This is a genomic window from Fodinisporobacter ferrooxydans (genome assembly GCF_022818495.1).
Lineage (GTDB): Bacteria > Bacillota > Bacilli > Tumebacillales > MYW30-H2 > Fodinisporobacter > Fodinisporobacter ferrooxydans.
In genome coordinates, this window is the sequence record NZ_CP089291.1 from 4246412 (window position 1) to 4260185 (window position 13774).

At 45.6% G+C, this 13774-nt stretch carries 11 protein-coding genes; 1 reads left to right on the top strand and 10 read right to left on the bottom strand.

What is annotated here, in order from left to right:
- Positions 1–51: 51 nt before the first annotated feature.
- The 6 genes from yihA to tig form a co-directional block, all read right to left on the bottom strand.
- Positions 52–696, bottom strand: a complete 645-nt coding sequence (yihA, locus tag LSG31_RS20450; RefSeq protein WP_347436880.1) for a ribosome biogenesis GTP-binding protein YihA/YsxC — start codon at positions 694–696, stop codon at positions 52–54.
- A 194-nt stretch (positions 697–890) separates the two neighbouring features.
- The gene (lon, locus tag LSG31_RS20455) at positions 891–3290 is read right to left on the bottom strand and encodes an endopeptidase La (RefSeq protein ID WP_347436881.1); all 2400 of its coding nucleotides are present in this window, start codon (positions 3288–3290) and stop codon (positions 891–893) included.
- Between the two features lie 217 nt (positions 3291–3507).
- A complete protein-coding gene (gene lonB, locus LSG31_RS20460; RefSeq protein WP_347436882.1) occupies positions 3508–5208 on the bottom strand; it encodes an ATP-dependent protease LonB in 1701 nt (566 codons plus the stop codon).
- A 129-nt stretch (positions 5209–5337) separates the two neighbouring features.
- Positions 5338–6600: an ATP-dependent protease ATP-binding subunit ClpX gene (gene clpX / locus LSG31_RS20465; protein WP_347436883.1), complete on the bottom strand. Its 1263-nt coding sequence runs from the start codon at positions 6598–6600 to the stop codon at positions 5338–5340.
- A gap of 12 nt (positions 6601–6612) precedes the next feature.
- Entirely contained in the window at positions 6613–7200 is a 588-nt protein-coding gene (gene clpP / locus LSG31_RS20470; RefSeq protein WP_347436884.1) for an ATP-dependent Clp endopeptidase proteolytic subunit ClpP, read from the bottom strand.
- A 163-nt stretch (positions 7201–7363) separates the two neighbouring features.
- The gene (gene tig / locus LSG31_RS20475) at positions 7364–8656 is read right to left on the bottom strand and encodes a trigger factor (protein ID WP_347436885.1); all 1293 of its coding nucleotides are present in this window, start codon (positions 8654–8656) and stop codon (positions 7364–7366) included.
- 258 nt (positions 8657–8914) lie between these two features.
- Here tig and LSG31_RS20480 point away from each other — a divergent pair, with 258 nt between their 5' ends.
- Positions 8915–9853: an RluA family pseudouridine synthase gene (locus LSG31_RS20480; protein ID WP_347436886.1), complete on the top strand. Its 939-nt coding sequence runs from the start codon at positions 8915–8917 to the stop codon at positions 9851–9853.
- Between the two features lie 75 nt (positions 9854–9928).
- Here the strand turns inward: LSG31_RS20480 and LSG31_RS20485 are convergent, their stop codons facing one another.
- The 4 genes from LSG31_RS20485 to LSG31_RS20500 form a co-directional block, all read right to left on the bottom strand.
- Entirely contained in the window at positions 9929–11080 is a 1152-nt protein-coding gene (locus tag LSG31_RS20485; RefSeq protein ID WP_347436887.1) for a glycosyltransferase, read from the bottom strand.
- A 172-nt stretch (positions 11081–11252) separates the two neighbouring features.
- Positions 11253–12041, bottom strand: coding sequence for a YhcN/YlaJ family sporulation lipoprotein (locus LSG31_RS20490; RefSeq protein WP_347436888.1), 789 nt, complete (start codon positions 12039–12041; stop codon positions 11253–11255).
- 102 nt (positions 12042–12143) lie between these two features.
- Positions 12144–13010: an SDR family oxidoreductase gene (locus LSG31_RS20495; protein WP_347436889.1), complete on the bottom strand. Its 867-nt coding sequence runs from the start codon at positions 13008–13010 to the stop codon at positions 12144–12146.
- A 457-nt stretch (positions 13011–13467) separates the two neighbouring features.
- The gene (locus LSG31_RS20500) at positions 13468–13746 is read right to left on the bottom strand and encodes a hypothetical protein (protein ID WP_347436890.1); all 279 of its coding nucleotides are present in this window, start codon (positions 13744–13746) and stop codon (positions 13468–13470) included.
- Positions 13747–13774: the final 28 nt, after the last annotated feature.

A 13774-nucleotide genomic window follows, 5' to 3' on the forward strand; every position in this document is an offset into this window, starting at 1 on the left:
ATTGTACATGTTTCCCTACATTATTCACCGATTTTGCCGCTATTTGCCGTTTTATCCCTCTATCGTCTCCACCGCTGAAGCATGTGCGTCTACGTCTGCAACTGTCCCTGCACCAAACAGAAATTGTTCAAACATCTGCCATGCCTCATCTTTACCAACGCCTGTTTCGGAAGAAAACACTTGCACTTGTGCATGTTTTTCCATTCCCAAAGTTTGTTTGATGATTTTCACGTGCTTTTGCCATTGTCCCTTCGAGATCTTGTCCGCTTTTGTGGCAATGACAGCTGTCGGCACATGAAAATGGGAAAGCCACTGGTACATCTGCACATCCTCTTTGGAAGGAGCATGACGGATATCGACCAATTGAATCACCGCGCGCAGCGGTCCCCGTTTGCTCAAATAGCGCTCAATCATTTTTCCCCATTGCTCTTTTTGCGATTTGGATACTTTTGCATATCCGTATCCGGGCAAATCCACCAGATGGAATTGCTGATTGATAAGGAAAAAGTTGATCGTTTGCGTTTTTCCCGGCTTGCTGGAGACACGGGCGACATTGCGACGATTTAACATTTTATTGATCAAAGAGGATTTCCCGACATTGGAGCGGCCAACCAGCGCAATTTCCGGCATGGATACATCTGGATACTGCTCGGGCTTGACCGCACTTATGATAAATTCAACCGATTTAATGATCATTGTAAATTCCACACTTTTCATAATTTCATTCTGGTACGAAGAACCGCGCAACAACCGTCTGTTTGTTCAAACAGATGCAGGGATTTAAAGCTTCTCCATCAAAAATTTTTGACAGAGAAGCCCAAATCCCGTAGCTGTCGTTGAAAAATCAATCTCAGTTATGTTGATAAAATAGTTGACAAAATACCTATTTGTCAATTCAGATGCGTCGGATGTTGGATATGGTGGTCTGCTTCTTCCGGCGGTACCAAAGAAAGAGAGGAATCTGCCGGTACCAACGCTTCTTCCAACACTTGATCCATATGTTCCACCGGTACGAAAGTCAGCGCCCGCCGTACGGAATCCGGGATTTCCGGCAAGTCCTTCTCGTTTTCTTTCGGTATGATGATTTTTTTCACACCTGCGCGATGGGCACCCAGACATTTTTCCTTTAAGCCGCCAATGGCAAGTACCCGGCCACGCAGCGTAATTTCTCCTGTCATGGCAACATCCCGATGTACAGGCCGGCTGGATAAGGCAGAAGCCAACGCTGTCGCCATCGTGATGCCCGCAGACGGGCCGTCCTTGGGAATGGCTCCTTCCGGAAAATGAATATGGATATCTTTCGTTTCCGTAAAATCCGGTTTAATCCCTAACTCATGCGCCCGGGAACGGATATAACTGAGTGCTGCCTGTGCAGATTCCTTCATGACATCGCCAAGCTTACCTGTTAAAATCAGTTTGCCTTTCCCCGCAGTCACAGTCACTTCCACTTGCAGCGTGTCTCCGCCCACTTCTGTCCATGCCAGCCCGGTAACAATTCCAATCTGGTCTTCTTGCTCGATCATGCCGTAGTGAAAGCGGGCAGGGCCGAGAAACCCATCAAGATTTTTAGCGTTGACCGCTACTTTTTTCTTTTCACCTGTCACGATCATTTTTGCCGCTTTCCGGCATACAGTCGCCACTTGCCGCTCCAGGTTGCGCACACCGGCCTCGCGGGTGTATTCCCGAATCATCCGCAGTATCGCTTCATCCGAGACCGTCAACTTATCCTTCCCGAGTCCATGTGCTTCCAATTGTTTGGGCAGCAAGTGGCGGGTGATGATTTTTTGTTTCTCCAACTCCGTGTATCCAGGGATTGTGATCAATTCCATCCGGTCCAAAAGCGGGCGGGGTATATATTGAACCACATTGGCAGTCGTTATGAACATGACGTTTGACAAATCATACGGGACTTCAATGTAATGATCGCTAAACGTATGGTTTTGTTCCGGATCCAATACTTCCAACAATGCAGAAGCCGGATCCCCGCGGAAATCCTGGCTCATCTTGTCGATTTCATCCAACAAAATGACCGGATTTGTCACACCGGCGGTTTTCATCGCATGGATGATACGCCCCGGCAGCGCTCCTACATATGTGCGCCGATGTCCGCGAATCTCCGCCTCATCGCGAACGCCGCCAAGAGAGATCCGGACAAATTTGCGATTTAGGGATTTGGCGATGGATTTGCCCAAGGATGTTTTCCCAACGCCTGGAGGACCGGCAAGACAGAGAATCGGTCCGCGCAGCTGATTGACCAATTTTTGCACCGCCAAATACTCTACGATCCGTTCTTTTACTTTTTCCAACCCGTAATGTTCTTCATCCAAAATCAATTGGGTACGTTCCAGGTCGATCCCGATGGAATCTTCTTTCTCCCATGGCAATCCGAGCAGCCAATCGATATATGTCCGGATCACCGATCCTTCTGCAGAAGTCGCCGGCATTTTTTCAAGCCGGTCGATTTCTTTTGCAACTTTTTGTTTGACTTCATCCGGCATATTCATTTGTTCCAGCTTTGTTCTCAATTCCTCGACTTCGCCGGCCCTTCCTTCTTTATCACCCAACTCTTTTTGAATCGCTTTGAGCTGCTCCCGCAAGTAATATTCTTTCTGTGTTTTTTCCATCTGTTTGCGAACACGCTGACTGATTTTACGTTCCAATTCCAAAATCTCGCGTTCGTCAGATAAAAACTTCAGCAATATTTGCAAACGTTTTTTAATATCCGATGACTCCAGAATCGCCTGTTTATCTTTGATTTTTAATGATAAATGGGAAGCGATCGCATCCGCAAGCCTTCCCGGATCTTCCAAATCCTGTACGGATGCCAGTATTTCTTGCGTAATCTTTTTGGACAGCTTGATATATTGCTCAAACTGTTGCAAAACCGTCCGCATCAACGCTTCTACTTCCGGATCCTGGACGTTTGTTTCCTGCAACAAGTCTGTTTCCACGATATAACATTCTGCTGTTTCTAAAAAATGAACGATCTTTGCCCGTTGCAGTCCCTCGACAAGCACCCGTATTGTTCCATTGGGCAGCTTCAGCATTTGCTTGATTTTTGCAATCGTGCCGATTGGATAAATATCATCCGTACCTGGCTCATCTATATTTGTTTCAATTTGTGAAGATAACAGAATCATTCCTTCATCTACCATTGCGCGTTCCAACGCTTTGACCGATTTTTCCCGGCCAACATCCAAATGCAAGACCATTGACGGATAGACCAAAAGCCCACGTAAAGGCAAGAGCGGCAAAGTGCGTCTGAGTTCGTCATGATTTGTATCAGTCATAGATCCACCCCCAAGAAAAACGAAATCAAACAAATAACCAAACCTTTTCCATACGAATATGAACTTTATTGTACTAAATATTTCTTTGATTTGTCTAATCATATGCGAAAGATTCCATTCTGGAATCCATGGTTTACGTACAAAAGGAAAGGCACCTTCACAGGTGCCCGCGATAAAGTATGACAGGCGTTCTCGCAAAACCGTTCATTTTTCCCTTTTACAACGGCTTGACGTTCATCACAGGTGATGCGGTCAATCGTTCCGCCGTCGGCAATAATCCTGTACTTACTTCCTGTTGTTCCTCATATACAAATACTTGGGAAATGACTTCATCGATATGATCAACCGGGATAATTTGAATATCCTTGATGGATGCAAACATCGCCTGCCAATTTTCTCTGGGAATAATCACGCGAGTCGCTCCTGCCAATCGAGCCGCTTCAATTTTGGCGATGACACCGCCGATCGGTCTTACAAAACCACGGATACTTATCTCCCCAGTCATCGCAACCCGATTATCGACGGGGATGTTCCGGATTGCGGAATAAATTGCAGTCGCCATGGTAATTCCGGCAGATGGGCCGTCGACTGGTATGCCGCCCGGAAAATTGACATGCAAATCAAAATCTCTTGGATTGATGTCTGCCGTTCGATTCAATACAGTCAACACATTTTCAATGCTGTTTTTCGCCATGCTTTTCCGCCGCATCGTTCGTTGCCCGCCACCGAGCTGTTCCTCCTCCACAACGCCTGTGATGCTGATTTTTCCTTCACCGAGTTTGGCCGCTTGCGTCGCCGTCACTTCCACTTCCAGCAACATGCCAACATTCGGACCGGAAACTGCCAATCCATTGACGACACCCACTTGCGGATAGTCGGGAACTTTTTTCTCCGGCCGAGGAGAAATCTGGCTATTGTGAACCACCCATTCCATATCGCCGGCTGTTATTTCCGAGCGGTTTTCTGATAAGACTACGCCTGCTGCAATTTGCACCGTATTGACCGCTTCCCGTCCGTTGGTGGCATATCGTTGCACAACGTTAACAGCATCCTCAGTAATCGGCATATGTATTTTGCTTGCGGCATTGCGTACAATCGTTCCGATTTCAGCCATCGTCAGTGGCCGGAAAAAAATTTCTACGCAACGGGAACGAATCGCCGGCGGGATCTCCTCCGGTGTCCGGGTTGTTGCACCAACCAGTCGAAAATCTGCCGGCAAACCGTTTTGGAAAATATCGTGAATATGTGTTGGTATCGCATTGTCTTCCGAATTGTAATAGGCGCTATCGAGAAAGACTCTCCGGTCTTCCAAAACTTTCAAAAGTTTATTCATCTGTATCGGATGCAATTCGCCAATCTCGTCGATAAACAGGATTCCGCCATGCGCCTTTGTTACAGCACCCGGTTTTGGCTGTGGTATGCCAGCCACTCCCATGGCGCCGGCACCTTGATAAATCGGATCATGCACACTTCCGATCAGAGGATCTGCGATTCCGCGTTCATCAAAACGCGCCGTAGTTGCATCGATTTCATGAAATTTCGCATCGCTGCGAAAAGGGGAAGCAGGATTTTTCTTTGCTTCCTCCAAAACAAGACGTGCAACAGCTGTCTTGCCGACCCCCGGCGGTCCATATACGATTACGTGCTGGGGGTTGGAACCGCACAAGGCCGCACGCAACGCTTTCAGTCCGTCTGTTTGACCGACAATTTCCTCAAATGTTGCCGGACGTGTTTTCTCCGCTAACGGTTCTGTCAACGAAATGGTACGTAATTTTCGTAATTTATCCAACTCTTTTTTCGATTCCCGTTCTACCGCTGAGCGATTGTTCTGTTGTGATTTTAAAAGATTCCAAAAATACAGCCCGATCACGACAGCGAAGAATACCTGAATCAAGTTTACTATTGCTCCTAAACTCATCACGGCACCCTCCTCACCTATGCATTCACTGTCTTTAGTATGTCCGACTGTACATAAAATAAAACACCTACATTCATTCTCTGGATGAATGTAGGTGCGAACCCGCCATCGATAGGATGTGAACGAGTATTATGCAGTTTCTTCTTTTTTCTTTTTCCGGCCGTCCGCTGTCCACAGAACAGGCGCTTCTTTGCTGACTACTGTCTCTCTCGTGATCACACATTTTTGAACATCCTCACGAGATGGCAGTTCATACATGACATCCAGCATGATGCCTTCAATAATGGCACGCAGACCGCGAGCGCCCGTATTGCGCTTGATCGCTTCTTTGGCGATCTCTGTCAGCGCATCATCGGTAAATTCCAATGTTACATCGTCCATTTCCAAAAGCTTTTGATATTGTTTGACAAGTGCGTTCTTCGGCTCTTGTAAAATCCGCTTCAACGCAATTTCGTCCAACGCTTCCAATGTCGTCACAACTGGCAAACGACCGATGAATTCAGGAATTAATCCATATTTCAGGAGATCTTCCGGCAGGACTTTTGTAAGCAGTTCACTTGGTTTCAAGTCTTTTTGCGCTTCTGCATCCGTACCGAAACCAATCACTTTTTTGCCCAGCCGGCGCTTGATAATCATATCGATGCCGTCAAACGCACCGCCGCAAATGAACAGAATATTCGTCGTATCAATTTGTATAAACTCCTGGTGCGGGTGTTTCCGTCCGCCTTGCGGAGGAACACTTGCAACAGTGCCTTCAAGAATCTTCAACAATGCCTGCTGGACGCCTTCGCCTGATACATCGCGGGTAATCGACGGATTTTCCGATTTGCGGGCGATTTTATCGATTTCATCGATATAGATAATGCCCTTTTCCGCCTTTTCCACATCGTAATCGGCTGCCTGGATCAACTTCAACAAAATATTTTCCACGTCTTCACCGACATAACCTGCTTCCGTCAATGAAGTCGCATCGGCAATTGCAAAAGGCACATTCAAAATTCTGGCAAGTGTTTGCGCCAATAGTGTCTTGCCGCTTCCCGTTGGACCAATCAACAAAATATTGCTTTTGGACAATTCTACATCTTCCGTCTTTTGGTTGCCATTGATCCGTTTATAATGGTTGTACACGGCAACTGCCAAAGACTTTTTGGCCGTATCCTGTCCAATCACGTATTGATCGAGAATGGAGCGGATTTCCGTAGGCTTCGGAATATCTTTTAATTCAAATTCTTCTTCTTCACCCAACTCTTCTTCCACGATTTCATTGCAGAGTTCGATACACTCATCACAAATATATACGCCAGGCCCTGCCACCAATTTACGTACTTGATCCTGTGTCTTGCCGCAAAATGAGCATTTGAGTTGGCCTTTATCATCTGTAAATTTAAACATCAGGCACCCTCCTTACTTTCCGTCTACTCTATCGATCACCCGATCGATCAATCCATACGCCCGTGCTTCTTCGGCAGTCATCCAATTGTCACGGTCTACATCTTTTGCAATGCGCTCGAGAGGTTGCCCTGTCCGTTCTGCATAGATCCGGTTTAATTTTTCGCGAGTTTTGATAATCCATTCTGCGTGAATTTTAATATCTGCCGCTTGCCCGCTAATACCGCCAAGTGGTTGATGAATCATGATTTCACTATTCGGCAATGCGTAACGCTTACCTTGCTCGCCAGCCATCAAAAGAAAGGAGCCCATACTGGCTGCAAGACCGACACATATTGTAGAAACAGCAGGCTTTATAAATTGCATTGTATCATAAATTGCCATGCCAGCGGTAACCGAACCACCAGGACTATTGATATACAAGCTGATATCCTTTTCCGGGTCTTCCGCAGCCAAGAATAACAATTGTGCGACAACCGCATTCGCTACATCATCGTCAATCTCGGTGCCAAGCAGAATAATTCGGTCTTTCAATAATCGGGAATAAATATCGTACGCCCTTTCGCCGCGATTCGTCTGTTCGATTACATATGGAACAAACATGATTCAGTCAACTCCTTTCACTCCACGGTGCAGCCACACGTGACATTCCGTCGTTCCATCGGGAATCTTGTCGAAAATCCCATATTGCCAAAACAAGGCACTATATAATCAGTGCCTTGTCCCTTTTCACTATTTCCAGATGGTGAACTTAATATAACATATATTATCCAACTTTTCTATTTTCCACTAAGAAATCAATCGTCTTGCGCATGACAATATCTTGTCTGATTGCAGATAAAGACGGATCATTGGATTGCAATATCATGCGCACGCGCTCAACTTCCATATTTGCGGACTTCGCAATTTCTTCCAGTTGCTTTTGGATCTCTTCGTCGCTTGCTTCGAGGGATTCCGCTTTTGCAATCGCCTCAAGCACCAACGATGTGCGTACACGGTTTTCCGCACTGTCTTTAAACTCGCTACGCAAAGATTCTTTGGTTGCACCTGTAAATTCCAGGTACATTTCCAATGGAATTCCTTGGGACTTCAAGCGGTTTTCGAATTGAACGACTTCCTGGTCGATTTCCGCTTCAATCATGGCGTTTGGAATTTCAACGCTTGCATGTTTGACGGCAAGTTCAACCACAGAGTCTTCGATATAATGCTTTTTGCCATGTTCCGCTTGTTCTTCCAAACGTTTCCGGGTATCTGCTTCCAACTCTGCCAATGTTTCGAAATCACTGATATCTTTCGCAAATTCGTCATCCAATTCAGGAAGATTTTTACGCTTGATATCATGCAATTTCACTTGGAATTTCGCCGGTTGGCCAGCCAAATGCTTGACATGGTACTCTTCCGGGAACGTAACGCCGATCTCTTTTTCTTCGTCTTTTTTCATTCCGATCAATTGATCTTCAAATCCGGGAATGAATGTGCCTGAACCGATTTCCAATTGATAATTTTCCGCTTCGCCGCCTTCGAATTCTTCACCGTCGACAAAACCCTTGAAATCGATGATTACAGTATCGCCACTTGCAACAACGCCATCTTCCACCGGCACGATTTCCGCATGGCTTGCACGGATGCGCTGCATTTCTTCCTGCAAGTCTTCATCTGTTACAGCAAAGTCTTTTTCTTCGATTTCCAAATTTTTATACTCGCCGAGTTCGACTTCCGGCTTAACCGTTACTTTTGCTTTAAACAAAAGTGGCTTTCCGGCTTCAAATTGAACGACATCCACTTCCGGACGATCGACCGGTTGAATTTCCGCTTCTACCACCGCTTGTGTATACGCAGTCGGCAGAATGATGTCCAATGCATCATTATACAATGATTCAACACCAAAACGAGATTCAAATATTTTACGAGGTACTTTTCCTTTACGGAACCCCGGAACAGTTACAGTTTTCACTACTTTTTTAAACGCACGATCCAGTGCTTTGCTTACTTCATCTGCCTCTACTTCTACTTCGAGAATCCCGATGTTTTTCTCGATCTTTTCCCATTTTGCACTCATTATGAACGTTTCCTCCCTCAAAATATGGCACATGGGTTATCAATATAGTATTCACGGCCATAAAAACCATTTCATTATAGCATGTTGCCGGATTCGTTTCAAACCTTTTACATTGACTTTTCATCTGACTGCTCTTCACACATCCGACATGGCGTATTGCTTTTGCAAATCTTCCGCATTTTCATTACAATCTTGTACAGTGAATACTCTGGTGCAACTGATACTCCCCATAATAAATACGAATGGAAGTGAGCCCAAGTGGTTACATATACGATCACGAAACATGAGGCAGGCAAAAAATTGCACCGTTTTGTCAGGACGGCACTGCCTGGTTTGCCGTTGAGCGGTGTACATAAATTAATCCGCGTAGGCCGAGTGAAAGTCAATGGCAGAAAAGGCAAAACAGACACATTGCTGGAAGATGGCGACACGATCATCTTTTATATGTCACAAGACGAGTTTGACTCATTGAAAAAGCAGACAAAAAAATTCTCTGGAATTTCGACTGAAATCGATATAATCTACGAAGACGAACATTTGCTGCTTGTGAATAAACCGATTGGCATGCTGACACATCCGGATCAGCAAGAACACAAACACACATTGATCAATCAGGTGCTGGCATATCTGCACGAACAGGAACAACTGGATCAACGGTTATTTACGCCATCCACCGTCAATCGTCTGGATCGGAATACGAGCGGAATTGTAATTATAGGAAAAGATGCGGCAACAATCCGCGAATTAAATGAAGAAATCAAACACAGGAAATTGGGGAAATGGTATTTGACTGTCGTGCACGGACAGGTACGTTCCGATGGGGAAATTACGGCTGACCTGGTTCGGGAGGAAGCATCCAATCGTACACGAATCGCCAAGCCAAACCGCTCATCCAATTCCAACAAAGACATCAAATCCGCACATACGGTTTATAAGGTTTTGGATTCCAATCCGAAGTACTCACTGTTGGAGATTGAATTGATCAGCGGCCGCACACATCAAATCCGCGCACATATGCAGAGCATCGGGCACCCTTTGGCGGGAGATGTAAAATACGGCGGCAAAATTGTACATGGCCTGCATCATCAAATGCTGCACGCCTATCGTGTACAATTGGCTGACGGAAGGGAATTCCAGGCACCATTGCCGGCAGAATTTGCATCTTTTTTAAAAGCGGCACATGTAAAACCGCTTTAGAATCCTTCCCTCAGTTTCCTCTCATCATTGCCCTTACAGCATAACTCCCAATCTCCCCTTGCATTGGATTGGGAGTTATGCTGTAAGAAGCTGTTTTAACCGCTGCATTCTTGACTCCCACGACATTCCGCCGACAAGCCGCAATTGTCTGATGGTTCTTTCTTCCGTACCGGCAAGTGCTTGCTCGATTCCTGTGACAAATTGATCTGTATCCTGACCAATCCAGACGACTTCAGAAAATCTGCGAACACTGGGATGGGCGGTTGACACGACCGGTTTTCCTGTAACCATATATTCATAGAGTTTCAGCGGGTCACACGCCAGGGAATGGGGGTCGTACGTACGCGGCAACAACAGCACATCCGCCCCATGCAGATAATCAGGTACACGTTCATACGGTTTCGGCCCAAGAAAATGAACATTGGGCAGTTGTTGCAATGCAGCGAGTGACGATGTCATTTCAAATACAGGACCGATCATGACGAGTTGTTGATGGGAATTGCGCTCCGCCACTTGCTTTAGCAAATCTGTATCAATCCAACTGGTAACGGCGCCGACAAACATCAAGCGAGGACGAGGAATCGCCTGCAAATCCACCGGCTCCATCATTTGTTGTTTAGGAGAAAAATGTTTTACATCTACGCCATTTGGCAGATACTCGACTTTCTTCCCTGTCAATTGTTCTGTTTGTTGAACCAAATATTCAGAAACCGCTGTAATTACTTCCGCTTGTCTGGCAAGTTCCAGAAATTTTTTTTGTAATGCTTTTTGCTTCTTTTCAGAAATCCCAGGAAAGCCTAGATTATCATCAAGTATGTCAAACACAAGACGCTTCGGCTGCAATTTTGTTGCATATTCATATGACTGCTCCAGTGTTGACGCCGTGACATAAACGATCGTGCGATCCCGCCAATCGGCTCCCAATCGTTTTGAAATGTGTGCAGCCAATAACTGAGACGATAAGAAATCCCGGAAATTCGCACCACCGAAGCGGGTTGGCACGATATTAAAAGGAGGGTCCCAAATTTCCGGAAATCCTTGTTTTTGACGAACCCTCCAGGTCCATGCCAGAGAGCGCTGATCTGCCTGCGGGTTTATATATATGTATTGATCATTGGGCATTGTCTGCACCATCGAACGAACGGAATCGCTTAATTGTGAATAATTCCAGGGAAGCATGCCAAGAATTAAAAATTCAGGCAACGCCCTTTCTGTTTCCTGTTTCATGAATACTCTCCTCATAGATGTCGTAAAGAAATCATACCTGCTTTTAAAAGTATAGAAGACAGTGTAGCCGAACAATGTAAACTCTATGTAAATAAAACATTAAAAATGTGTAAAGACATGTAAAAACTTCACCCTGCATTTTATTCCCTGCAAGGTGAAGTTGCGTATCAGATCATCGAACATTCGGAAAAAACTGACGTATGATCGCATTAAAATCTTCGGAAGTGCTTCGCAGCGAACCTGTGGAGTATCCTCTAAAATGCGATAAAAGCGCCGGATCATTGGATACATAGACATTCGTGATGGCAGGATCTGTACGGCGGATTTCCGATACGACCCGCTGCCGCAATTCCGGTGTGATGACAGGTCTTGCCGCCGGGTTGCCGCCACCGCCGTTCATGCCGCCTGTGATCGGCGCACCGTAAGGCCCACCTCCGATCGTTGTTCCGCCAGGATTTCCTCCTATAGCTCCACCCGTATATCCTCCAATCGAGCCGCCCGGAGTGACACCGTTATAATTGGGTGACGGAATCCTCCCCGTAATTGTCCCTCCTGGAACATTGCCAGGTACAGTTGGCCCGCCAGCATAATTGCCAGTGACTCCATTTGGCGGATAGTTCCCAGCCGCACCTCCTGCTCCACCGCCCGGTACAATTCGATTCGGATTTGCATATGTGATTACGCCATTATTGATTGCCACATATGCATTGTTTCCCCGTACAAATACGGAAGCCATCCGCACACCTGGTATTTGTGTCCGCAGATGATCTGCCAAATCCGGTCGAAATACGATGGCAGACGTATTCCGATTGGGGTTATTGCTGCGCACATCTCCCGTCATGGACGGATTGTTTACATTTCCAACATACCCGGCTTCATTTTTGGCGGCCGGTGTACATCCATACATGGGCAGCAATAAAAAAGTTGCTGCTGCAAGGCCGATTATTTGCCCTTTTTTCATGCCACACACCTCATCCCAAACCTGATTTTGACTCAAAGATCGAGCAACTATAGTGTGTGCAAACCTCATACGGCAAATGTGTGTCAGTATTCGTTTCAGGATTTAACCATTGACAATCATGCCACCATTTACATGCAAAATTTGGCCCGACATATAACGGGAATCATCAGAAGCCAAATATACATACGCCGGCGCCAATTCAAAAGGTTGGCCCGCCCGTTTCATCGGCGTATCCGAACCAAACATGGCTACCTGAAATTCCGTAAAAGTGGAAGGAATTAAAGGTGTCCAAATCGGTCCGGGAGCTACACCGTTGACACGAATCCCTTGTTTCAGCAAGGAAAGGGATAACGAGCGGGTAAATGTCACAATAGCACCTTTGGTAGCCGAATAATCCAACAATTGCTCATGGCCTTTATAAGCGGTTATGGATGCAGTATTAATAATGCAACTGCCAGGCGAGAGCATCGGCAATACAGCTTTTGTCATATAGAAGAAAGAGAAGACATTTGTTCGAAATGTACGTTCCAATTGAGACTGTGTGATATTTGTCAATTGTTCCTGCGGATGTTGCTCAGCCGCATTATTCACCAAAATATCAATCCCTTGAAATGTCTGTTTGACTTGTCCCACTGCTGTTTGGCAGAATGTCTCATCGCCAATGTCCCCCGGAATCAACAGGCACCTGCGGCCTTTTTGTTCAATGGCTCGCTTCGTTTCTTCCGCATCTTCCTGCTCGTTGAAATAAAGAATGGCAAGATCGGCGCCTTCTTTGGCAAAAGCGACAGCAACTGCCCTGCCAATGCCACTGTCACCGCCAGTAATGACTGCGATTTTCCCTTGTAATTTTCCACTTCCCTGATAATTGGGATCATCAAATTCTGGTCTGGGCTGCATGATCGACTCGATCCCCGGCCGTTGGTTTTGATGTTGGGGCGGAAAATTTTGAACTGGCGTTTGTTTCGTCAAGCCGCTTCCCTCCAATTTCAATTTCAATTTCAATTTCAATTTTATTTGCCTTATTATTTAAGAGGTTGTTCAGAAACTTAACGGCCCATTCATTGCAGGTTTCCCGTTTGGAGTTTTTAAAAATACACAAAAAAAAATACACCTGTGACTTCGGTGTATATTGCACACTCCATTTGCATTCGAAACATATGAATTTGAAAGGAAATTAGAAAATATCCACATACTCGCCGGTAATAAACATGAGAAATAGCACGGGAAGCGCCGGAAAGATCCATACGGATAACAATAATCCTTTGACGAACGCTTTTGTGGCGCTCATGGCAAACCACCTCCCACGTTTCGTTTTCAGAATCATGAGGATTCAGGATCATGAGGATATTGAATATATACGATTGCTTTTTCAATATATGTCAAAAATCGTTCATTTTTTTTCACGATTGGGTTGAATATTTCCAAGTTACTGTTTTCCCCGCAAATAATCTTTTAATTCTTTTGAAATCCGCTCAATTTTATTACAATTTTTACATCGTATCATGCTGCCGAAAATCACCTGAATTTCCTGTTCCTTTTCAATTTTCGTAGGCCAGGCACAATCGCCGCAAAAAATTAACAAATTTGTATCCAAACGTTCTTTATCTGGAGAAAGCTCACTGATGCAAGTTAAGCAAAAGGGTTGACCAGACCTACTCAGGATGACGCCTTCCCGCTCCTGACACAACACACATTTTCCATACATGTCCGCATCCCCTCGCCATAGCAGTCGG

Excerpts from the sequence above, each read along its gene's own strand:
- lon (WP_347436881.1), bottom strand. The coding sequence starts at position 3,290 with ATGACTGATACAAATCATGACGAACTCAGACGCACTTTGCCGCTCTTG.
- yihA (WP_347436880.1), bottom strand. The coding sequence starts at position 696 with ATGATCATTAAATCGGTTGAATTTATCATAAGTGCGGTCAAGCCCGAG.
- clpX (WP_347436883.1), bottom strand. The coding sequence starts at position 6,600 with ATGTTTAAATTTACAGATGATAAAGGCCAACTCAAATGCTCATTTTGC.
- lonB (WP_347436882.1), bottom strand. The coding sequence starts at position 5,208 with ATGAGTTTAGGAGCAATAGTAAACTTGATTCAGGTATTCTTCGCTGTC.
- LSG31_RS20490 (WP_347436888.1), bottom strand. The coding sequence starts at position 12,041 with ATGAAAAAAGGGCAAATAATCGGCCTTGCAGCAGCAACTTTTTTATTG.
- tig (WP_347436885.1), bottom strand. The coding sequence starts at position 8,656 with ATGAGTGCAAAATGGGAAAAGATCGAGAAAAACATCGGGATTCTCGAA.
- clpP (WP_347436884.1), bottom strand. The coding sequence starts at position 7,200 with ATGTTTGTTCCATATGTAATCGAACAGACGAATCGCGGCGAAAGGGCG.
- LSG31_RS20485 (WP_347436887.1), bottom strand. The coding sequence starts at position 11,080 with ATGAAACAGGAAACAGAAAGGGCGTTGCCTGAATTTTTAATTCTTGGC.
- LSG31_RS20500 (WP_347436890.1), bottom strand. The coding sequence starts at position 13,746 with ATGTATGGAAAATGTGTGTTGTGTCAGGAGCGGGAAGGCGTCATCCTG.